Origin of the sequence: Tabrizicola sp. M-4 (assembly GCF_051132405.1) — a bacterium.
Classification (GTDB): Bacteria; Pseudomonadota; Alphaproteobacteria; order Rhodobacterales; family Rhodobacteraceae; genus Paragemmobacter.
This window is the reverse complement of record NZ_CP128606.1, coordinates 3,598,169-3,617,554: the sequence shown is the minus strand read 5'-3', so window position 1 is coordinate 3,617,554 and position 19,386 is coordinate 3,598,169. Positions and strand designations below refer to the sequence as shown.

General features: G+C 66.4%; 22 protein-coding genes. 11 read left to right on the top strand and 11 right to left on the bottom strand.

The features are described 5' to 3' along the window. The first annotated feature begins 24 nt into the window (after positions 1 to 24). Together TabM4_RS17685 and TabM4_RS17680 are read left to right on the top strand one after the other, a co-directional pair. A complete protein-coding gene (locus TabM4_RS17685) occupies positions 25 to 465 on the top strand; it encodes a hypothetical protein (protein WP_434615406.1) in 441 nt (146 codons plus the stop codon). After that, on the top strand, positions 462 to 1,139 hold the full coding sequence (locus tag TabM4_RS17680) for a sel1 repeat family protein (RefSeq protein WP_434615403.1): 678 nt from the start codon (positions 462 to 464) through the stop codon (positions 1,137 to 1,139). Before TabM4_RS17685 ends, TabM4_RS17680 begins: the two co-directional genes overlap by 4 nt. A 67-nt stretch (positions 1,140 to 1,206) precedes the next feature. On the opposite strand, the gene TabM4_RS17675 is transcribed toward TabM4_RS17680, so the two are convergent. The 5 genes from TabM4_RS17675 to TabM4_RS17655 are packed head-to-tail and all read right to left on the bottom strand — an operon-like array spanning position 1,207 to position 4,400. Next, a complete protein-coding gene (locus tag TabM4_RS17675; RefSeq protein WP_434615400.1) occupies positions 1,207 to 1,653 on the bottom strand; it encodes a hypothetical protein in 447 nt (148 codons plus the stop codon). Between the two features lie 45 nt (positions 1,654 to 1,698). Next, complete coding sequence (gene flgM / locus TabM4_RS17670; RefSeq protein ID WP_434615397.1) at positions 1,699 to 2,004, bottom strand: flagellar biosynthesis anti-sigma factor FlgM; 306 nt, start codon at positions 2,002 to 2,004, stop codon at positions 1,699 to 1,701. Between the two features lie 35 nt (positions 2,005 to 2,039). Then, positions 2,040 to 2,744 carry a flagellar basal body P-ring formation chaperone FlgA gene (gene flgA, locus TabM4_RS17665; protein WP_434622153.1) on the bottom strand — a complete coding sequence of 235 codons (705 nt, stop codon included), beginning with the start codon at positions 2,742 to 2,744 and terminating at the stop codon, positions 2,040 to 2,042. A gap of 5 nt (positions 2,745 to 2,749) precedes the next feature. After that, on the bottom strand, positions 2,750 to 3,841 hold the full coding sequence (locus TabM4_RS17660) for a flagellar assembly protein T N-terminal domain-containing protein (protein WP_434615395.1): 1,092 nt from the start codon (positions 3,839 to 3,841) through the stop codon (positions 2,750 to 2,752). A 1-nt stretch (position 3,842) separates the two neighbouring features. After that, entirely contained in the window at positions 3,843 to 4,400 is a 558-nt protein-coding gene (locus tag TabM4_RS17655; protein WP_434615392.1) for an LPP20 family lipoprotein, read from the bottom strand. Between the two features lie 204 nt (positions 4,401 to 4,604). On the opposite strand from TabM4_RS17655, the gene flhA reads away from it, so the two are divergent. The 3 genes from flhA to TabM4_RS17640 are packed head-to-tail and all read left to right on the top strand — an operon-like array spanning position 4,605 to position 8,669. Further along, positions 4,605 to 6,770 carry a flagellar biosynthesis protein FlhA gene (flhA, locus tag TabM4_RS17650; RefSeq protein ID WP_434615389.1) on the top strand — a complete coding sequence of 722 codons (2,166 nt, stop codon included), beginning with the start codon at positions 4,605 to 4,607 and terminating at the stop codon, positions 6,768 to 6,770. After that, positions 6,767 to 7,915: a hypothetical protein gene (locus TabM4_RS17645; RefSeq protein ID WP_434615386.1), complete on the top strand. Its 1,149-nt coding sequence runs from the start codon at positions 6,767 to 6,769 to the stop codon at positions 7,913 to 7,915. Before flhA ends, TabM4_RS17645 begins: the two co-directional genes overlap by 4 nt. A gap of 34 nt (positions 7,916 to 7,949) precedes the next feature. Further along, positions 7,950 to 8,669 carry a sigma-70 family RNA polymerase sigma factor gene (locus tag TabM4_RS17640; RefSeq protein WP_434615383.1) on the top strand — a complete coding sequence of 240 codons (720 nt, stop codon included), beginning with the start codon at positions 7,950 to 7,952 and terminating at the stop codon, positions 8,667 to 8,669. A 45-nt stretch (positions 8,670 to 8,714) separates the two neighbouring features. Here TabM4_RS17640 and TabM4_RS17635 read toward each other — a convergent pair whose 3' ends face one another. Both TabM4_RS17635 and TabM4_RS17630 read right to left on the bottom strand, forming a co-directional pair. Beyond that, positions 8,715 to 9,968 (bottom strand): hypothetical protein, encoded by a 1,254-nt coding sequence (locus tag TabM4_RS17635; RefSeq protein WP_434615381.1) that lies wholly within the window; start codon positions 9,966 to 9,968, stop codon positions 8,715 to 8,717. Between the two features lie 70 nt (positions 9,969 to 10,038). Then, positions 10,039 to 10,218, bottom strand: a complete 180-nt coding sequence (locus TabM4_RS17630; protein WP_434615378.1) for a hypothetical protein — start codon at positions 10,216 to 10,218, stop codon at positions 10,039 to 10,041. Between the two features lie 209 nt (positions 10,219 to 10,427). On the opposite strand from TabM4_RS17630, the gene zapE reads away from it, so the two are divergent. Beyond that, positions 10,428 to 11,507: a cell division protein ZapE gene (gene zapE / locus TabM4_RS17625; RefSeq protein WP_434615375.1), complete on the top strand. Its 1,080-nt coding sequence runs from the start codon at positions 10,428 to 10,430 to the stop codon at positions 11,505 to 11,507. Positions 11,508 to 11,716: 209 nt separating this feature from the next. Here zapE and TabM4_RS17620 read toward each other — a convergent pair whose 3' ends face one another. Next, positions 11,717 to 12,481 carry a TSUP family transporter gene (locus TabM4_RS17620; RefSeq protein ID WP_434622152.1) on the bottom strand — a complete coding sequence of 255 codons (765 nt, stop codon included), beginning with the start codon at positions 12,479 to 12,481 and terminating at the stop codon, positions 11,717 to 11,719. Between the two features lie 105 nt (positions 12,482 to 12,586). Here TabM4_RS17620 and TabM4_RS17615 point away from each other — a divergent pair, with 105 nt between their 5' ends. After that, positions 12,587 to 13,264 carry a hypothetical protein gene (locus TabM4_RS17615; RefSeq protein WP_434615373.1) on the top strand — a complete coding sequence of 226 codons (678 nt, stop codon included), beginning with the start codon at positions 12,587 to 12,589 and terminating at the stop codon, positions 13,262 to 13,264. Between the two features lie 77 nt (positions 13,265 to 13,341). Here the strand turns inward: TabM4_RS17615 and TabM4_RS17610 are convergent, their stop codons facing one another. Further along, positions 13,342 to 13,818 carry a GNAT family N-acetyltransferase gene (locus TabM4_RS17610; RefSeq protein ID WP_434615370.1) on the bottom strand — a complete coding sequence of 159 codons (477 nt, stop codon included), beginning with the start codon at positions 13,816 to 13,818 and terminating at the stop codon, positions 13,342 to 13,344. Next, the gene (gene serB / locus TabM4_RS17605; RefSeq protein ID WP_434615367.1) at positions 13,815 to 14,690 is read right to left on the bottom strand and encodes a phosphoserine phosphatase SerB; all 876 of its coding nucleotides are present in this window, start codon (positions 14,688 to 14,690) and stop codon (positions 13,815 to 13,817) included. The genes TabM4_RS17610 and serB overlap by 4 nt, the downstream gene beginning before the upstream one ends. Positions 14,691 to 14,841: 151 nt before the next feature. Here serB and TabM4_RS17600 point away from each other — a divergent pair, with 151 nt between their 5' ends. The 3 genes from TabM4_RS17600 (at position 14,842) to TabM4_RS17590 (ending at position 18,536) form a co-directional block, all read left to right on the top strand. Then, positions 14,842 to 15,999, top strand: coding sequence for a phosphoserine transaminase (locus TabM4_RS17600; protein WP_434615364.1), 1,158 nt, complete (start codon positions 14,842 to 14,844; stop codon positions 15,997 to 15,999). Positions 16,000 to 16,089: 90 nt separating this feature from the next. Then, complete coding sequence (gene serA, locus TabM4_RS17595; protein WP_434615361.1) at positions 16,090 to 17,685, top strand: phosphoglycerate dehydrogenase; 1,596 nt, start codon at positions 16,090 to 16,092, stop codon at positions 17,683 to 17,685. Positions 17,686 to 17,801: 116 nt separating this feature from the next. Then, positions 17,802 to 18,536: a metallophosphoesterase gene (locus TabM4_RS17590; RefSeq protein WP_434615358.1), complete on the top strand. Its 735-nt coding sequence runs from the start codon at positions 17,802 to 17,804 to the stop codon at positions 18,534 to 18,536. Here TabM4_RS17590 and TabM4_RS17585 read toward each other — a convergent pair. Continuing rightward, the gene (locus TabM4_RS17585; protein ID WP_434615355.1) at positions 18,533 to 18,733 is read right to left on the bottom strand and encodes a hypothetical protein; all 201 of its coding nucleotides are present in this window, start codon (positions 18,731 to 18,733) and stop codon (positions 18,533 to 18,535) included. The two genes, TabM4_RS17590 and TabM4_RS17585, sit on opposite strands and share 4 nt — an antisense overlap. A gap of 92 nt (positions 18,734 to 18,825) precedes the next feature. Here TabM4_RS17585 and TabM4_RS17580 point away from each other — a divergent pair, with 92 nt between their 5' ends. Then, entirely contained in the window at positions 18,826 to 19,386 is a 561-nt protein-coding gene (locus TabM4_RS17580; RefSeq protein WP_434615352.1) for a DUF2585 domain-containing protein, read from the top strand.

Below are 19,386 nucleotides of genomic sequence, written 5' to 3'. Positions count from 1 at the left end.
CACCCATGAGGAAAGGCCGCGCAGATGAAAGAGAGGATGTCCCGGGCGCTGGTTCCCGTCATCTCTCGCCTGCCCAGCCTTGCCCGCCTGCGTGATGCCGTCTCGCATTACGGCGCCCATGGCGGCGCGCGCTTCGACGCCCGCCCCGCCCGCGCCCGCGATTACGATCTGGTCCGCCACGAAACCCATCTGCGCAACCGCGCGCAGGTCGAACGCTACCTGCCCGACATTCTCGGTCGCGCCTTGGCCCGCATCTGGATCGACCCCGGCTTCCGCGACCGCTTCTCAGCCGATCCGGTGGGCACGCTGGCCAGCTATGACGTCTACCTGCCCGACACGATCGAAATCGAATTCGTCACCGAAGGCACCTCCCGCCCGCAGGTCGTGGTCTATGAACGCCCCGTGCGCGGCCTCCCGCGCAAGCGGCTGCTCTATCTGCAACTCATCCTCACGGCCGCCCGATGACAGCCCGCCCCGCACCCCTTGCCCTCTGCCTCGCGCTCTCGGCGGCGTTTCCCGCCCATGCGACGGATGAACGCCTGACCCCGATCCTCGCCGCGCAGCAGACCACCGGCACGACCCTGTCCGAGGCCATGGCCGAACTCCGCGCAGGCCGCGCGCCCGAGGGTGCGACCATTCTCCTCTTCCTTGCCCGTCAGGGCGGGGCCGAGGCGCAATTCAACCTCGCCCTCCTCTATTCCCAAGGGCTGGGCGTTCCCCAGAACACGCGCGAGGCGCTCTACTGGGCATGGCGCGCGCGTCTGGGCGGCATCGCCCCCGCCAATGCCCTGATCCAGCGTCTGGGTCAGGCCGCCACACCCGAATTGCGCACCGAACTCGTGACCCGCATCACCGCCGACCTCGAACCCCGCATCGCGTCGGGCGACGGTCGCGCGATGCTGGAACAATCCATTCTTCTGGCCGAACTCCTGCCCAAGCCGGACCTTGCCGCCGCCTATGCCTGGCAGGCCCTCTCTGCCGCGCTGGGCACGCCCAACGCCGCCGCCGCCCGCGACGCCACGCTGGCCCAGATCCCGGCCAAGGATCAGCTTGCCGCACAGGATGCCGCCGTGGCCCGCCTGCGTGATCTCTGCAAGGGCGGGATGCAAGGCCACGCCCTCTGCGCCACACTCCCCTGACAGCCGCCCAAGGCAAAAGGGCCGAACGGTTTCCCGTCCGGCCCCTTCTGCTCGATTATGGAAAATCTCAATGCTTGCGGAACGTCGCGATCGTATAGGCCGTGTCGCGCGTCAGCCCCAATTCGCGCCCGATATCGTCCGGCTCCAGCCCGCTCTGCGCCATCTGGATCGCCTGCTCGATCATGCGCTCGCCCGCCAGCCATTCCACATCCGTCTTCAGGTGTTGGATATCCGCCTTCAGCCCCGCCAGCGCCACCGACAGCACATCCGCCTGACGCCGCGCCTGTTCTGCGATCATGCCCTCTACCCGCGCCGCAAGCGCAGCAGCCACCTCGACGCTGTCCTGCACCGGCTCCCATGCGGGCGCGTGGGCGGCCATGGGCACCATGCCCGCTTCCTCCACATCATATGCGGCGGGCGCAGGCTGCCTGCGCGACCGCCACAGCCCGAAGGCCACAAGGCTCACGCCAGACATCAGCATGGCGAAGAAGAAGGCGAAGGTGCCGATGGTCATGGCATATGCTCCGGGATCGTCAGAAGGTCTTGGGATGAAGGCGCGTCACGACACCAGTTCGAGATAGTTCTCGAACAGGCTCTCCGTGATCGCCTCCAGATCGATCGGGTATTTCCCCTCTGCGATGGCTTCCTTGATCTTCGCCACGATCTCAAGATCGACAGGAGGACCGGATTTCAGCTCGTCAGGAAGGGCTGCCGCCGTCGGACTAAGCGTGACGCTGTCGCCGGCTGTAGGAATGGCAGCCGGCGGAGCGCCGCTTACGGCGGAACCCTGCACCGGCAAGCCGGCATCCTCTCCCGGTCGCGAAATGCGTGGGCGTGCGGCGGATGTCGAGATTGGGTCTACCATGAGAGCCTCCGTTTAGCTGTCATTACGGATGTTTTTCAGCGCATGTTAGTCTGCGCTGTTACAGAATTTCTTCCGGTGACAATGGCCTTCACCTCGCGCTGGCTGGAAAGGTTAAGAACGCGGATAACATCGCCCATCCCGCCATCGTCCAGCGCCTCAGCCGGGGCCGAAACGGCAAGTCCGCCCGCCTTGGCCACCAGAACCACCGGATTGCCCTTCGAGATCAGCCAGACAGGCTCCAACTGCCGCAGCAGCAGGGGCTTGCCCTCGCCGATCGCGGCCTTCGTGCGCCGCCCGATCACATCCGCCGGATTGGTGAAAATGCCATCCGGCCCCCGTGGCCCCGCAGCGGCCAGCGTGATGTCCTCCGCCGTCAGCATCGCGCCGCGCGGCACGCTGCGCGCCAGCGTCACGACCATCGGCCCCGCCTCCTCGGGCACGGGCGCGGCGGCGGGCAGGGCAGGGGCCATGGCCCCCGTGCGCACCGCCCGGCTCCAGACCGGGGCATCGCAGATCACCTCCGCCGTGGCCCAGCTTCCCTGCCGGGGCCGCACCACAGGCGCCGCCTCGCAGGGCGGAAAGGCCCGCACCGGATCGGCGAAATCCGGCACTACCTCGCCCGCCTCGGCCATCGCCGTGCGGATCATCCGCCCCACTTCGGCCCCCGGCACACCAGCGCCGAATTCCGCGGCCCCCGCAGACATTGCGGCAGGCACCGCCAACATCAGGCCAAGCATCATCCCTCTCACAGTCCCGTCTCCACGAAACGTACCGGCCGCCCGGCGAATGCCTTGGCCCCCCGGCCCGGATCAAGCGGGCGCAGCACCGACTGCTTCGCCCCGATCTCCACCACTTCCAGCATCTCGGTCGAATGGTCGCCATCGGTGGTAAAGGCGATGCTGCCCTGCGTCAGGCCCTGATTGCGCCCCACCGGCGCGATGATCTTTCCGCCCGACACCGTCAGATCGGTGACCACCGGCTTGCAGGTCTCGATGTCCAGCAGGTGGTCCATCTCCGCCTCGATATTCTCCGTCAACTGCCCGGCAAGCTGCCGCCGATCCGGCTCCAGCCCTGCGATCATCCGCCCCAGCGGAGTATATCCCGGCAGTTTCACGCTGCGCCGGAAGGCCTGCCGCGACTCCGTCCCGTCCGAGGCGATCAGCACCATCTCCACATCCATGGTCAGGTCGGGCCGCGCCCCCGCGCCGCCAACATCGACCACCACCACGGGGATGAAACCCACATCGCCCTCGTCCATCCGCACCGAACCGCGCGTCAGCACCTCGTAATCCAGCGTCTCGCGCGCCTTGGACATGCGCGGGAAAGGCCGATCCGTCACCCGCACCAGTTTCGTCGCCGGATGCCGCTCCAGCCGCCGCACCAGCATCTTCGTCACCTCCACCGCCAGTGGCTCGGTCCATGCCGGCGCATCGGGCTTCACCCGGATCACAGGCGCATAGACATTCACCCGCAGGTTCCGCCGCCGTGTGCATTCCGCCGAAACGCCCTGACCCACCACCGCCTCGATCACCGCCGTCCAGGTGCCGCCGTTCTGCGATATCTCGATGATCTGGTGCTGCATCACCCGACCCACGGGCCGCACGATCAACAGGTCGGCGGTGATCACGCTCTTGTCCATCACCGTATGGCCCGTGACCGAGGCCCCGCCCGACAGCGCCGCCTGCAGCAGCGCATCCGCCACCGCCCGCCGCTTCGCGCTTGCCGCGTCATCCGCGCCGGACTGTATGGCAAATCCCGTGGCCCGCACGACCACGCCCTCCGCCGCCCAGAGCGGCAGCGCCACCAGCATCGCACACAGGGTCAGCAGCGCGCGCATGTCACACGCGCCCCTTCATGGCGCGCACGATATAGGCCACCGTCTCGCGGTCCAGCACCATCTCCACCTCATAGCTGTCGCTGCCCTTGGGCGTCACGCGCAGCGTCCGAGCCCCCCGCAGCGTGCCCTGCACGATGGCCGACAGGCTGTCATCGCGCACCACGGCATGGGCGATGGTCGTCTGCGCATTGATCTTGATGCCATGCACCTGTTCCGTCAGGTCGCGCAGCGCATCCATCCGCGCCGCGCGTATGGCCATCAGGCGCTTCTCGTTCGTCGTCTTGCCGGGCTGCCCCGCGATCTGCGCGAACCCCATCCCCTTCAGGGGCCGAACCCCGTCGGACGAGGCCGTCGCAGGCACCGGCGCGCCCATCCGGTCGGCGGCATCCAGATTGTCCTTCACCTCCGCCAGCTGCCGCGTCTCGGCACTCGCATTCATCGGCACCGCCTGCGTGGCGGTCTGCGGCGTGGACACGCAGGCAGAAAGGAACGGCAGGGCGATCATCGCGCCCAGCAGGGCAGGGCGTCGCGGGCAGGACATAGGGGCAACAGCGCGCATCGGGCGATCCTTGAAAACAGGGTCTTTCGTTGCGCCCTCACCTGCAATCCGCGTGCCAGCCGCCGCCCCGATCTTTTCCCCTCTGCCCCCGGTTTCCCGCCTGCTCTGGCACGGGCTTTGCAGTGTCATCCCCGAATGCAGAACCGACAGCCCGGATGACGGAAGAATGACGCCAGCCGCCACCTCCCAAAAAGGACCCAAGGCATGAGTGCCGCGCCCACCCGCGCCGCGGCCGGGGCCTCGCTCGCCGCAGGTCTCGCCTTGCCGCTGGGCATCCTCGCGATCATCGCGATGATGGTGCTGCCGCTGCCCGTCATCCTGCTCGACATCTTCTTCGTCGGCAACATCCTCCTGTCCCTCGTCATCCTGATGGTGGCGCTCTACGCTTTTCGTCCGCTGGATTTCTCCAGCTTTCCCAGCCTCTTGCTGATCGCCACCGTGTTCCGCCTCGCGCTGAACGTGGCCTCAACCCGCATCGTGCTGTCCGAGGGCCATACCGGCCACGACGCCGCCGGCAAGGTGATCCAAGCCTTCGGTGAATTCGTCATCGCGGGCAATATGATCGTGGGTTTCCTCGTCTTCACGATCCTCGTCATCATCAACCTCGTCGTGATTACAAAGGGTGCCTCGCGCGTCTCCGAAGTCTCGGCCCGCTTCACCCTCGACGCCATGCCGGGCAAGCAGATGGCCATCGACGCCGACCTGAACGCCGGTCTTCTGACACCCGACGAGGCCCGCGCCCGCCGCGCCGAAGTGGCGGCCGAGGCGGATTTCTACGGCTCCATGGACGGTGCCGGAAAATTCGTGAAGGGCGATGCCATGGCGGGCATCCTCATTCTCGCCATCAACATCATCGGCGGCATCCTGATCGGCACCATGCAGCACGACATGTCGCTGTCGGACGCATCGCACACCTACCTCCTGCTCTCCATCGGCGACGGCCTTGTCGCGCAGATCCCCGCGCTGCTCCTCTCCATCGCCACCGCCATCATCGTCACCCGCGTCTCCTCCTCGCATGACATGTCCGGCCTCATCGCCAAGCAGATCCACCTGCGTCAGGCATGGCTGCCGGTGGCGGGCGTGCTGGCCATCGTGGGCCTCGTGCCGGGCATGCCGAACGCGATGTTCCTCTTCTTCGCCGCCGTCGCCGCCGTCCTCGCCTGGTTCGGCAAGGTCGACCGCACCCCCGAAGAGGCCGAACCCGAATCCGCCGCCGGAAAACCCGCCGCCGCCGGGGCCGAGGCCGCCCGTCCGGGCACCGAGGCGATCACCCCCGACGATGTCACCGACCATGCCCCCGTCTCGCTCCAGATCGGCTATGCGCTGATCCCGCTCGCGGGCGAAGGCGGCGGCGCGCTGGTGCAGCGCATCACCGCGATCCGGCGTGAGGTGTCGAAGGCCATGGGCTTCGTCGTCCCCGGCGTCCGCATCCGCGACGACCTGACGCTCACCCCCAACCAGTACCGCATCCGCATCGGTCAGGTCATCCGGGGCGAAGATGTGGTCTATCCCGACCGCAAGCTCGCCATCCCCGGCGTGAACTCCTCGCGCAAGCTCAAGGGGATCGAGGTCAAGGACCCCTCCTTCGGTCTGGATGCCGTCTGGATCCTCCCGCACCAGCTCCCCGAGGCCGAGGCCGACGATCACGTTGTGGTGGAACCCGAATCCGTCATCGCCACCCACCTGTCGCAACTGCTCTACAAACATGCCGCCGACCTCATCGGTCCCGACGATGTGCAGACGCTGCTCGACACGCTGGCCCGCGTTTCGCCCACGCTCGTCAACGCAGTGGTCCCGAAACTCGTGCCCCTGCACACCGTCACCGCCGTCCTGCGCGTTCTGCTCTCCGAACGCATCCCGATCGGCGACCTGCGCCGCATCCTCGAAGGCGTGGCCGAACTCGCCCCGCGCAACCTTTCCGCCGCCGACATGGCCGAAAGCCTGCGCCCCATCCTGATCCCGCTCCTCCTGCAGCAGATGGTGCCGATCAACACCCCCCTGCCGCTGGTCACGCTCGACCCGGAACTGGAACAACTCCTGATCCGCGCCCGCCGTCAGGGCGAAGAGGGGCTGATGCTCGACACGGGCCTCGCCGGCACGCTGGTAAAGTCGCTCTCCGACGCGCTGGAACAGGCCACGGGGCAAGGCAAGCAGGCGGTCGTCATCGTCGCGGGCCAGTTGCGTCGCAGCTTCGCGCAATTCCTGCGCCCGCACCTGCCCGACGCCATCGTCATGGGCATCAACGAACTCCCGGACAACCGCCGGGTCGAAGTGGTGGCCTCCATCGGCGGGCAGCAGCAACTGCCCCGCATGGCCACCCCGCAACCGAACACTCAACCTCAACCTCACATGATGGGAGCTGACAGATGACTGCCATCACCGTCCGCGCACCCAGCGGCCACAAGGCGATGGAGGAAATCCTCCAGCGTCTCGGTCCCGACGCGCTGATCCTTTCCACCCGCCACGTCGATGGCAAGATCGAGATCACGGCGCTTCCGCCCGACGGCTTTGTCGCGCCCGAGGTCGAGGAAGGCCCCTCCGAGGAGGAACTCTTCGCCGAGGCACTCCGCACGCGCGCGCCGCTCTTCGCGGCCCCGCCCGCGCGCCCCTTCGCCAAACCCGCGCCGCGCCCGCCATCGGCTGCCGCAGCCCCGCGCGAAGCGGCCTTCACGGCTCGCCCGATCGCGCCCGCCGCCGCCGCGCCCGTCGCCCCCAAACCCGCCGCGCCAAAGGTCCCGGCACCCAAACCCGCTGCCCCCGCCGCGCCCAAGGCCGCGCCATCCCTCCCCGCGGCGGCACGGTCCGAGGCACAGGATTTCGCCGAAGCCCTGCGGCAGGAAACCCGCCGCCCGGCGCCGTCGGTCGACCCGCTCGACCAGCTGGCCCGCCAACTCTTCCGCCCCGAGGCACTGGCCGACGAACCCGTCGCCCGCATCATCCTCGCCGGTCCCTCCGGCGCGGGAAAATCCATGCTCGCCGCCCGCCTTGCCGCGCGGCTGATGCTCGAAGAACCGGGCTTGCGCCCGCAGATCATCGCCCCCGTCCCCGCCGCCATGCTGGTCGAAGATCGCCTGCGCGGCTGGTGCCGCCTCATGGGCCTCATGCCCGACCGGCCCACGCTGGCCGCCGCCATGAACCTGCCCGATCCCGCGCCCAACGCGCCCCAGATCATCGACCTCTCCGACATCCCCGACGCCGCCCCGGAACTCGCCGCCCGGCTGATCGATGTCGACGACGCGGAACTCGTCCTCTGCCTGCCTGCAGGCCTCCACCCCGCCCGTGTCGCGCGGATCTGCCACGACTGGCAGGCCTATGCCCCCACCGTCACCCTCACCGGCCTCGATCACTGGTGGCCCGAACGGGACGAGTTGGAGGCCATCGCGCAGGCCGGCCTCAAACTCACCCGCATCGCCGGCGGCACGGGGCTTCTCGACGCTCTCTCCCGCCCCGGCGTCACCAATCTTCGCAACTGGGCAACCGGCTGGGCCCCCGCATGGCGCGAGGCTGCCGAATGACCCGTTCTCCCGAACTTTCCACGAAAGGGCGCGAATGATGCTCGCCAAACGCTATGCCGAACAGGACGGCCCCTCGCCAGAGAAACTGGTCCGCAGCCACATGGACCTCGTCCGCAAGATCGCCTGGCACCTCCACGGCCGCGTCGGCCGCATGGTGGAAATCGAGGACATGCTGCAAGTGGGCTACATGGGCCTCGTCGATGCCGCCCAGCGCTACACCCCGCGTCAGGGCGCAAGTTTCGCCGCCTATGCCGCCATCCGCATTCGCGGCTCCATCATCGACTATCTCCGCGCCTCCTCTTCCCTCTGCCGCGCCACCATCGTGATGCAGCAGAAGATGCGCGCCTCCGTCCTGAAACTCGAACAGCAACTCCTCCGTGCCCCCGAAAAGCAGGAAATCGCCGCCGACATGGGCATCACCGTGGGTGAGCTTGAGGATTGGCAGGCCCAGTTCGGCGCCTCCCAGATCAAGTCGCTGGACGAGGTCTATTCCGATCACTCCATGCTCTTCTCCGACAGCGGCCGCTCCGTCGAAGACAAGATGCAACAGGACCAGATGCGCAAGATGCTCCGCCGCGCGCTGGGCGAATTGCCCGAACGCGAGGCGCTGGTCCTGCAACTCTACTTCGTCGAGGAACTGAACGTCTACGAGATCGCCGAAATCCTCGGCGTCACCACGGGCCGCGTCAGCCAGATCAAGAAGGCCGCAGTCGGCCGCCTGCGCGACTGCATCACCGCCATGGAAAACGGGTGATCCCGCAAGGGACCACCCGTTCCAACCCCACGACCGTCAGGCAGATCACCCGAAGATCGGCGTGACCTCCGACCCGGCGGCGATCCGCTTCGACCATTCATGCACATCCGACCCGATCCGCGCCGCCAGATCCGGGATCGCAGCAAAGGCCGCCTGCGCCGAAAAATCGCGCGGCGCATCGGGTGCGATATGCCCGGCATCGAACACCCGCCACACCCCATCTTCGCCCCGCGCCTCTGCATGGGCGGGCGTGCCGCGCACTGTCCACTCCAGACCGTAAAGGTCATAGACGAACTCGCCCGGCACGGTCGACGCATCCCGCTTGTGGATCATGTGCATCCGCACGTAATCGAAGGTCGCGTTGCGCGTCTTGGCGATGACTTCCGCCGTCATCTCCGGCCAGCCATCCTGCAAACCCTTCTCCAGCACGGTCCAAGCATCATCCGTCCCGGTGAAGCGGAAGGCGAACTGCTCCGTCACGTCATTGCGGGCGATGTCGTGATGCACCTCGCCGATCCGCAGCCGGGCGACCGGCTCGAAGGTCCCTGCATCCACCACCGGCATCTCGCCCTCCGGCACTTCCACCGCGGGCGCATCGGCCAGCCGGAATCCGCGGTTGTACAGCATCCCGTTCGCCGTGGGCGTAAGCAGCAGCAACCCGCCCTGAACCTCCGCCAGCCCCGCGATCCGCATCGCCATCGCTTCCGAAGACGTTGGCACCCGCCCGGCGGCATAGCGCAACAGACCCATCACGGCGGGCGAGGCCGCATCCCCGTCGATCTCGCCCAGATCTTCCATCAGGCCCAGCGTCTGCCGCGCCATAACCCGCACGGTCCCCGCAGCCATCCCGACACCCCTCGACAGGATCTCGGCCAGTTGCGCCAGTTGCGCCATCACCGTGTCAGGCAGGTCATGCTGGGCCTCGTCCATAACGCCCAGCTCGCCCAGAATGCGCCCCTCGACCGACCGCAGCGTGAAACAGCCCCAGAACGCCAGCGGCGGCAGACCCGCCGCCCGCATCTCTTCCTGCAGCGAGGGCCCTGCCATCCGCGAAACGCCCTGCCCATCGGGCAGCAGCGCCTTGGGAAGCTCGGTCACGTCGGGCAAAGGGGGGAAGAAGGACAGACGCATCTGCCCGCTATCGGGATCGGCCAGCCGGATGAAGGCGCGCGAACAGCCCGAGATGGATTTTGCAAGTTCGGCCACAGCCGCGAAATCGTCCGGTTCGACACTCAGCCGCGGGGCACGCGGCGCTTCCGCCTGAACGGGATGAAATCCATATAGATGGGCGACTGCCATTCCTTGCCTCCTGCACGTTAAAGCCCCAAATCGGAAACGGCTTTTCGTGCCAGAGGTTTAGCAGGCGACCTCAGAAAAAGACCGCCGTGATCAGGGCAACCCAACCCGCCGCACCGCCAAGGACGGCGGGCACCAGCCACCAGCCAGCCGGCAGACGGATCTCCGGGGCAACCTCGCCGCGCGGCGCATAGCTGCGGCCGAACATGGCGTCATCGGCGGAACCGGCATAGGTCTGAATGGCGTGGCTCATCTCGGTCATCCTGCAAATACGGCCCGCATCGACTCGCGCACCGCTTTGAAGTCACCATATACAATCCCGACTGGGGCGAAATTCTGTCCTCCGTAAGATCACCACCGCCAAAGGTCACCGGCCCCATACCTTGGGATGTAGACACCCCGTCCCCGTCCCCGCCGCAGCCGCCCACTTCCCCAAGTGCCCGGCTTACGGTATGCAACGGTATGCGGCAAACCCTGACCGAAATCTACGAAACCCGCGTCGCCGAAGGCCAGCTTCGCGCCGATCCGGCGCAGCATGCCGTCCTGCCCCGCCTCGAACAGATCCGCGCCTGGCTCGAGGCGAATGCCGACCGCCGCGTCGGCCTCTTCGCGGGCCTCTTCGCCAAGCCCTTCACCCCGCCCAAGGGGCTCTATCTCTGGGGTGGCGTCGGTCGCGGCAAGTCGATGCTGATGGACCTCTTCGCCGAGTCCACCGCGATCCGTCAGAAACGCCGCGTCCATTTCCACGCCTTCATGCAGGATACCCACAAGGCCATGCACGAGGCGCGCAAGAAGGGCGTCGAAGACCCCATCGCCCCCGTGGCCGAGGCGATCCTGCGCGATACCCGCCTCCTCGCCTTCGACGAGATGCAGATCACCGACATCACCGATGCCATGGTCGTGGGCCGCCTGTTCGAAAAACTCCTCGCGGGCGGCGTCGTCATCGTCACCACCTCCAACCGCCCGCCCGAGGACCTCTATCTCAACGGCCTCAACCGCGCGCTCTTCCTGCCCTTCATCGACCTGCTGAACGACCGCCTCTCCGTCGTCCAACTCGAAAGCCCGACCGACTATCGCCAGCACCGCCTGCAGGGCGCGCAGGTCTATTTCCATCCCTCCGGCAAGGTAAGGGGAGAGATCGACGCCATCTGGTCCGACCTGACCGGCGGCGCCAAGGGCGACCGCCTCTCCCTTCCCGTCAACGGCCGAACGGTGGAACTGCCGCGCTTCGCCAATGGCATCGCCCGCGCGACCTTCTGGGACCTCTGCGCCCGCCCCCTCGGCCCCGGCGACTACCTCGCCATCGCCCAAGCCGCGCGCGTCCTCATCCTCGAAGACATCCCCCAGCTTTCGGCCTCCAATTACAACGAGGCGAAGCGCTTCGTCACCCTGATCGACGCGCTCTACGAGGCACGCGTCCGCCTCATCTGCTCTGCCGCCGACGAACCCGAACGCCTCTATCTCGAAGGCACGGGGGCCTTCGAATTCGAACGCACCGCCTCCCGCCTGCGCGAGATGCAGGGCGCGGATTGGGGGGCGTGAGGCAACAGGTTTTTTCTGCGAAAAAACCTGACCCCGAATGTTCTGCGAACATTCGCCTCCGGCCTCTGACGCCCCGTTTCAGATCCTTCGCAGAAGGATCGCATCAAAATTCTTCGCAGAAGAATTTTGCCCCCGAAGGTAAAGCCACCGTTCGCTGCGTGCTGACAGTTTGCGGTACACTTCTCGGCACCGCCGGCGGTACAGGGTTTTCACCCCGAAATTGCCTGCCACAGCAGTCGCCCCGCCATCCCGGTCGAGGTGACCACCAACAGCGGCTTGATCAGCCGCGCCCCCACCCGCATCGCCAGCCGCGCCCCGATCGCGGCCCCCAGAACCTGCGCCGCCGCCATGCACAGACCCACCACCCACCACATCGCGCCGGACGGGATAAATACCGCCAAGCTACCGATATTGCTCGCGAAATTCAAAAGCTTCGTATGCGCCGTCGCCTTCAGCACGCCGTATCCCGCCAGCATCACGAAGGCCAGCATGAAGAACGACCCCGTCCCCGGCCCGAAGAACCCGTCATAGGCCGCGATCAACGGCACCGCCGTCACCGCAAACACCCCCGGCCGGATCCGCTCCACCCGATCCGCATCGCTCAGCCCCGGCTTCAGCGCAAAGAACAACGCCACCGCCACCAGAACCACAGGCATAACCACGCGCAACACCCCCACGGGAATCAGATGCGCCACCAATGCCCCCAGACCGCCGCCGATGGCGGAAATCACCGCCATCCCCAACTGCCCGCGCAGGTCCACATGCCCCGCCCGCGCATAGGTCACCGTCGCCGTCGCCGCGCCGAACGTCCCCTGCAACTTGTTCGTCGCCAGCGCCTCAATGGGCGACGCACCCGCCAAAAGCAGCGCTGGAACCGAGATCAGCCCACCGCCCCCCGCGATGGAATCCACGAAACCCGCCAAAAAGGCGGCCAGAATCAACAGCAAGGCAAGATGCGTGGCGACTTCGAACAGCATGCCGCCCCTATCCGCCCCGGCCCGCGCAAAGTAAAGCCCCCCTTGCGTGCCCCCGACACCCCGGTCAATCTTCCCTTGCACCGCCAAACGACGGAGAAAGCCTTGCGCGCCGCCCTACTGCCTCTGCTCCTCCTCATGGCGGCGCCCGCTTTTGCCGAAACCCGCTTCACCCTCGACGGCAACCGCCTGCTCTACGACACGGCCCTTCCCGTCGATCCCACCGCCATCGATCCCGACAGCGGCATGACCCCCGCCGACACCATCGGCGACATCGCCTACGAGGATGTCGCCACCCTCCGCTCAATTCTCTCGCGCCATGCCGACCGGATCGACACGATCCGCCTCACCTCCGATGGCGGCTATATCGAAGCCGCCTATGAAATGGCCGCGATCATAACAGATTACGGCCTGCGGACCGAGGTCGAGGGCGAATGCGCGAGCGCCTGCGCCATCCTCTTCGCCGCCGGCACGGAGCGCGTGATGAACCGCGGCGGCCGCATCGGCCTGCACCCGTCAAGCTGGGGGGTGGAGGCGATGCGCAGCTATTACGAGGATTGGCGCGAAGACAGCGGCTGGAAGGACGAATTCGCCTTCGCCGAATGGGTCTATGACGAAGGCCAGCGCGACGCGAACAAGATGGTCACCCATTTCATCAACCACGGCGTCGACGCCGAATTCGCCATCAAGATTGTCTCCATCGGCATCAACAGCATGTGGTATCCCACCCGCGCCGAGATGGAGGCCGCAGGCCTCCTCACCCCGTCCGCCGCCGCGAACTGACCGCAGCCTTAACCTCTGCGAAACCGGTCCCACCCATCCTTACCCGTCATCTGTCGCGAATGGGGGCCGGAATGCGCCTAAAAATCGAACCGCCGATGCACGCGCCCCACCCGCCGCCCGTCGCGCAGGGTGAAATCCGGCTCGCTGCCATGGTCGCGGAACCCCATCCGCGCGTAATAGGCCAATCCCGGCACATTGTCGGCCCGGATCGTGGCATTGATGACACGCACCCCCGCCATCCGCGCCGCCGCCTTCGTCGCCCCGAACAAGGCGGCACCCGTGCCCCGTGCCTGCACCGCCGGGTCGACGAAGGTGCCGATATCCGCCCATCCCTCCTCCAGCCCCGGCCAAAGGCCCAGCGACTGGAACCCGATCACCCGTCCCCCATCCTCCGCCACGAAACAAGAGATCGCGCCCGGCCCGTCCACATAGGCCCGCACCTGATCCTCGCTGCGCTCCGTCTCATAGGCCGTGGTGCCCCCGATCCGGATGATCAGGTTCTGCAGCGCCGCCATCGCGGCCGCATCGCCGGGCAGGGCAGGGCGGAGGATCACGCCACAAACTCCTCGCGCCGATATCCCTGCACATACAGCAGCGCGGTCAGGTCCCCGTGGTTGATCCGGATATCGCATTCCGCCGCCACCACGGGCTTTGCATGCAGCGCGACACCCGCCCCCGCCCGTTTCAGCATGCCCAGATCGTTGGCCCCATCCCCCACGGCCATGACCGCCGCCTCGGTGATGTTTAACCGTTTGGTAATATCCACCAGCGCATCCACCTTGGCCTGACGCCCAAGGATCGGCTCCGCGACCGTTCCATCCAGAAGATCACCTTGTGAATTCAACGTGTTGGCGCGATTCTCATCAAACCCCAACACGCCCGCAATGCGCGAGGTGAACGCGGTGAACCCCCCCGACACCAGCGCCGCATAGGCCCCGTTCGCCTTCATCGTCGCCACCAGCGCAGGCCCCCCCGGCATCAGCGTGATCCGGTCGCGGATCACCCGGTCGATCACCGCCACAGGCAGACCCTTCAACAACCCCACCCGCTCGCGCAGCGCGCCCTCGAAATCCAACTCGCCATTCATCGCGGCCTTGGTGATGTCGGCCACCCGCGCGCCCACCCCCGCCTCATCCGCCAATTCGTCGATGCATTCCTGCTGGATCATGGTCGAATCCATATCCGCCAGCAGCACCCGCTTCCGCCGCCCCTCCGCCGCCTGCACCACCAGATCGACGCGCAGCGACTGCAAACCCTCCCACACCTCCCATCGGTTCAAGGGCATGGACTCCAAAGGAAATTCCGCCGCCACTCCGGGGTCCAGCCACACGGCGTCCCCCCCGCCCCAGGCGTTCCTGACGGACTCCACCGTGGCGCGGTCAAGGATCGGTGTGTCGGGATTGGTCAGTAGCGTGGCGATGAACATGGAAGTTTCCGATAGTGAACCTGCGCGTCGCTTTCGCGCGACGTTCCGCCGCTTTAGGGCAATTTTCCCGCTTGTGCCACCCCGTCCGCCCCGTTATCCCCATCGGCGGGACACCCCTCCCCAACGAGGGGCTTTTAGCTGGAAGGCTACCATGACAGACCTCGCTCCGCCGGCCAAGCGCCCGGCCAATCCGCGCTTCTCCTCCGGCCCCTGCGCCAAGATCCCCGGCTTCACCCTCGACCACCTCGCCGACGCGCCTCTGGGCCGCTCGCACCGCGCCGCAATCGGCAAGGCGAAGCTCGCGGAAGCCATCGACCTCACCCGCGAAATCCTCGGCGTCCCCGCCGATTACCGCATCGGCATCGTCCCCGGTTCGGACACCGGCGCCGTCGAAATGGCGATGTGGACGATGCTCGGCGCCCGCCCCGTCGAGATGCTGGCATGGGAGTCCTTCGGCGAAGGCTGGGTCACCGATGTGGTGAAACAGCTCAAACTCGACGCCAAGGTCAAAAAGGCCCCCTATGGCCAGATCGTCGATCTTTCCACCGTCGATTTCGACGCTGACGTGGTCTTCACCTGGAACGGCACCACCTCCGGCGTCCGCCTCCCCAACGCCGACGCCATCCCCGCCAATCGCGCGGGCCTGACCATCTGCGACGCCACCTCCGCCGCCTTCGCGATGGATCTGCCGTGGGACAAACTCGACGTCACCACCTTCTCTTGGCAAAAGGTGCTGGGCGGCGAAGGCGCGCATGGCATGCTGATCCTCTCGCCCCGCGCGGTGGAACGGCTGGAAACCTATACCCCCGCCTGGCCCCTGCCGAAGATCTTCCGCCTCACGTCGAAGGGCAAGCTGATCGACGGCATCTTCGTGGGCGAGACGATCAACACCCCGTCGATGCTGGCCGTCGAAGACTACCTCGTCGCGCTGAAATGGGCGAAATCGGTGGGCGGGCTGAAGGGCCTCATCGCCCGCGCCGAAGCGAATGCCCGCACCGTCTGGGACTTCTGCGCCGCGAACTCGTGGATCGCGAACCTCGCCGAAGACCCGGCCACCGCCTCCACCACCTCCGTCTGCCTGAAATTCACCGACCCCCGCATCACCGACGGCGCGACCTTCGCCAAGAACGTTGCGAAACGGCTGGAAAAGGCGGGCGTGGCCTTTGACATCGGCGCCTATCGCGACGCGCCCCCCGGCCTGCGCATCTGGTGCGGATCGACGGTGGAGACGGCGGATGTCGCCGCCCTGATGCCGTGGATCGCCCACGCGTTTGAGGCGGAAATCGCCGCGCTGGCGCAGGCTGCCTGACCGGGACGGCGGGGTGAACCCCGCCCTACCCAACCCGTAGGGCGGGGTTCACCCCGCCACCCTCCGAACCCTCAAAAAATGGAGCCCCCAATGGCCCCCCGCGTTCTCGTTTCCGACGAACTCTCCGAAACCGCCGTCCAGATCTTCCGCGACCGTGGCGTGGAGGTGGACTACATGCCGAAACTCGGCAAGGATAAGGAAAAGTTGGCCGAACTCATCGGCCAATATGACGGCCTCGCCATCCGCTCGGCCACCAAGGTCACCGAAAAGCTGCTGGAACAGGCGACGAACCTGAAAGTCGTCGGTCGCGCCGGCATCGGCGTCGACAACGTGGATATCCCGGCGGCGTCGAAAAAGGGCGTCATCGTGATGAACACGCCCTTCGGCAACTCCATCACCACCGCCGAACATGCCATCGCCATGATGTTCTCCATCGCCCGCCAGATCCCCGAGGCCAACGCCTCCACCCATGCGGGAAAGTGGGAGAAGTCGAAATTCATGGGCGTCGAACTCTTCAACAAGACCCTTGGCGTCATCGGCGCAGGCAATATCGGCGGCATCGTCTGCGACCGCGCGGTCGGCCTGAAGATGAAGGTCGTGGCCTACGACCCCTTCCTGTCCGAAGAACGCGCCAAGCAACTGGGCGTGACGAAGGTCGAACTCGATGACCTCCTCGCCCGCGCCGATTTCATCACGCTCCACGTGCCGCTGACCGACAAGACCCGCAACATCCTGTCGCGTGAGAACCTCGCGAAAACCAAGAAGGGCGTCCGCATCATCAATTGCGCCCGTGGCGGCCTGATCGACGAGGCGGCATTGAAGGACGCACTCGACACCGGCCACGTCGCCGCAGCAGCCCTTGACGTGTTCGAGGTGGAACCCGCCACCGAAAACGTTCTCTTCAACCATCCCAACGTCGTTTGCACCCCCCACCTCGGCGCATCGACCACCGAGGCGCAGGAGAATGTGGCCCTGCAGGTCGCCGAACAGATGTCCGACTACCTGCTCACCGGCGCCGTGCAGAACGCGCTCAACATGCCTAACGTCACGGCTGAGGAAGCCGCCGTCATGGGGCCATGGGTGAAACTCGCCCTGCATCTGGGCGCCTTCATCGGCCAGATGACCGACGAACCCATCAAAGCCATCAACATCCTCTACGACGGGGCCGTGGCCGAAATGAACCTCGCCGCGCTCAACCAGTCGGTGATCGCGGGCGTGCTCAAGGCGCACAACCCCGACGTCAACCTCGTCTCCGCCCCCGTGGTGGCCAAGGAACGCGGCATCCAGATCTCCACCACCCGTCAGGAAAAGACGGGCGTCTTCGATGCCTACATCAAGGTCACCATGGTCACCGACAAACGCGAACGCTCCGTCGCCGGGACCTGCTTCTCGGACGGCAAACCGCGCTTCATCCAGATCAAGGGCATCAACATCGACGCCGAGATCGGCCGCCACATGCTCTACACCACGAACGAGGACGTGCCGGGCATCATCGGCCTTCTGGGCATGACGATGGGCAAGAACAACGTCAACATCGCGAACTTCACCCTCGGCCGTTCCGGTGTGGGTCAGGACGCCATCGCCATCCTCTACCTCGATCAGCCCATCGACCCGAAGGTGGTGGAAACGCTGGAATCCACCGGCATGTTCCAGCAGGTAAAGCCGCTGGAATTCGACGTGGCCTGACAAAACGAAGATGAAAGGGCAATGCGCCTTGCCCCTTCATCCGTTCCCAAATATCCCACGGGGGTCCGGGGGTGTGAAACCCCCGGGCGTTCCACAGGGAAACCCGGACAGGCACGATGCGCAGCTACGCCATAGGCGACATTCACGGCCATCTCGACCTGCTTCTCCGCGCCCACGACTTGATCGCCGAGGATCGCCGCGCCACGGGTGACCATGACGCCCCCGTCATCCATCTTGGCGACCTCGTCGACCGCGGCCCCGATTGCCGTGGCGTCGTCGAACACCTGCGGCAGGGCACCAAGCGGGGCGAGCACTGGGTCACGCTCAAGGGCAATCACGACCGCATGTTCACCCGCTTCCTGCGCGACCCCGCCGAGGCGGAACCCGGCCTGCGCCCGGACCTGTCATGGCTGCACCCGCGCCTTGGCGGTGCGGCCACGCTGGCCTCCTATGGCGTCAAGAACCCGGCAGACCGTCCCATCGCCCCCGTCCATGCCGAGGCGGTGGAGGCCGTCCCCCTCGACCATCGCATCTTCCTCGAAAGCCGCCCGACATGGCTGCAACGCGGCGATTGCGTCTTTGTTCATGCGGGCATCCGCCCCGGCATCCCCATGCCGGAGCAGCATGAAACCGATCTGGTCTGGATACGCGCCGGTTTCCTCGAAGACACCCGCGACCACGGCTTCCTCGTCGTCCACGGCCATACCGCGCTGGACAATGCCACCCATTACGGCAACCGCGTGAACATCGACAGTTCCGCGGCCTATGGCGGCCCGCTGACTGCAATCGTCATCGAAGGGCGCAATGTCTGGCGCCTCAGCGCCAAGGGGCGCGTCCCCCTCAGGCCCTAACCTTTCCTGAGCAGCGCCCGCGCCGACCACACCGCCGACCCGCCGAAGAAGGCCCCGGCGATGCCGACCACCTCGACCAGGCCCGGTCCGCGCGGCACGCCATGCACGGCGAACAGCACTCCGATGCAGCCCAGCCCGAAGAGAGAGAAGACAAGGCGAAACAGATGCTCGCCACGCGTTGGCCCAAATTTGTTCATGCCCGCAAACCTAGCGCCGCGCCGCCAAAGGCAAAGGGGGTGACAGCCGCCCCGCTTTCCGCTTGGATGCCGCGATCATCACCGGGTGCCGCATGACCGAAGACAACCGCCTTCCCCACCTCCTCACGGCGGCCATCGTGGCGCTTGCCGCCTTCTGGCTCTGGCATGTCGGGCGGGTCCCGATCTGTGAATGCGGCTACGTAAAGCTCTGGCACGGCCAGACCGTCAGTTCCGAGAATTCACAGCACCTCAGCGACTGGTATACCCCCTCGCACCTCATCCACGGCCTTCTCTTCTACGGCCTTCTCCACGTCACCGCCCGCCGCCTCTCCTTCGCATGGCGCCTCACCATTGCCACCGTCATCGAAAGCGCGTGGGAGATCGTGGAGAATTCCGAAGCGGTCATCGAACGCTACCGCTCTGTCACCATCTCGCTCGATTACTACGGCGACAGCGTCATCAACTCGGTGGCCGATATCGTGGCGATGATCGCGGGCTTCTTCCTTGCCCGCATCCTGCCCGTCTGGGCGTCGGTCGCGATCATTGTCTTCTTCGAGGCGCTCACGACATGGCTTATCCGCGACGGGCTCGCCCTCAACATCCTCATGCTGCTCTGGCCGCTTGATGCGGTGAAAGTCTGGCAGGCGGGCTGA

Excerpts from the sequence above, each read along its gene's own strand:
- TabM4_RS17685 (WP_434615406.1), top strand. The coding sequence starts at position 25 with ATGAAAGAGAGGATGTCCCGGGCGCTGGTTCCCGTCATCTCTCGCCTG.
- TabM4_RS17680 (WP_434615403.1), top strand. The coding sequence starts at position 462 with ATGACAGCCCGCCCCGCACCCCTTGCCCTCTGCCTCGCGCTCTCGGCG.
- TabM4_RS17675 (WP_434615400.1), bottom strand. The coding sequence starts at position 1,653 with ATGACCATCGGCACCTTCGCCTTCTTCTTCGCCATGCTGATGTCTGGC.
- flgM (WP_434615397.1), bottom strand. The coding sequence starts at position 2,004 with ATGGTAGACCCAATCTCGACATCCGCCGCACGCCCACGCATTTCGCGA.
- flgA (WP_434622153.1), bottom strand. The coding sequence starts at position 2,744 with ATGATGCTTGGCCTGATGTTGGCGGTGCCTGCCGCAATGTCTGCGGGG.
- TabM4_RS17660 (WP_434615395.1), bottom strand. The coding sequence starts at position 3,841 with ATGCGCGCGCTGCTGACCCTGTGTGCGATGCTGGTGGCGCTGCCGCTC.
- TabM4_RS17655 (WP_434615392.1), bottom strand. The coding sequence starts at position 4,400 with ATGCGCGCTGTTGCCCCTATGTCCTGCCCGCGACGCCCTGCCCTGCTG.
- flhA (WP_434615389.1), top strand. The coding sequence starts at position 4,605 with ATGAGTGCCGCGCCCACCCGCGCCGCGGCCGGGGCCTCGCTCGCCGCA.
- TabM4_RS17645 (WP_434615386.1), top strand. The coding sequence starts at position 6,767 with ATGACTGCCATCACCGTCCGCGCACCCAGCGGCCACAAGGCGATGGAG.
- TabM4_RS17640 (WP_434615383.1), top strand. The coding sequence starts at position 7,950 with ATGATGCTCGCCAAACGCTATGCCGAACAGGACGGCCCCTCGCCAGAG.
- TabM4_RS17635 (WP_434615381.1), bottom strand. The coding sequence starts at position 9,968 with ATGGCAGTCGCCCATCTATATGGATTTCATCCCGTTCAGGCGGAAGCG.
- TabM4_RS17630 (WP_434615378.1), bottom strand. The coding sequence starts at position 10,218 with ATGAGCCACGCCATTCAGACCTATGCCGGTTCCGCCGATGACGCCATG.
- zapE (WP_434615375.1), top strand. The coding sequence starts at position 10,428 with ATGCGGCAAACCCTGACCGAAATCTACGAAACCCGCGTCGCCGAAGGC.
- serB (WP_434615367.1), bottom strand. The coding sequence starts at position 14,690 with ATGTTCATCGCCACGCTACTGACCAATCCCGACACACCGATCCTTGAC.
- TabM4_RS17600 (WP_434615364.1), top strand. The coding sequence starts at position 14,842 with ATGACAGACCTCGCTCCGCCGGCCAAGCGCCCGGCCAATCCGCGCTTC.
- serA (WP_434615361.1), top strand. The coding sequence starts at position 16,090 with ATGGCCCCCCGCGTTCTCGTTTCCGACGAACTCTCCGAAACCGCCGTC.
- TabM4_RS17590 (WP_434615358.1), top strand. The coding sequence starts at position 17,802 with ATGCGCAGCTACGCCATAGGCGACATTCACGGCCATCTCGACCTGCTT.
- TabM4_RS17585 (WP_434615355.1), bottom strand. The coding sequence starts at position 18,733 with ATGAACAAATTTGGGCCAACGCGTGGCGAGCATCTGTTTCGCCTTGTC.
- TabM4_RS17580 (WP_434615352.1), top strand. The coding sequence starts at position 18,826 with ATGACCGAAGACAACCGCCTTCCCCACCTCCTCACGGCGGCCATCGTG.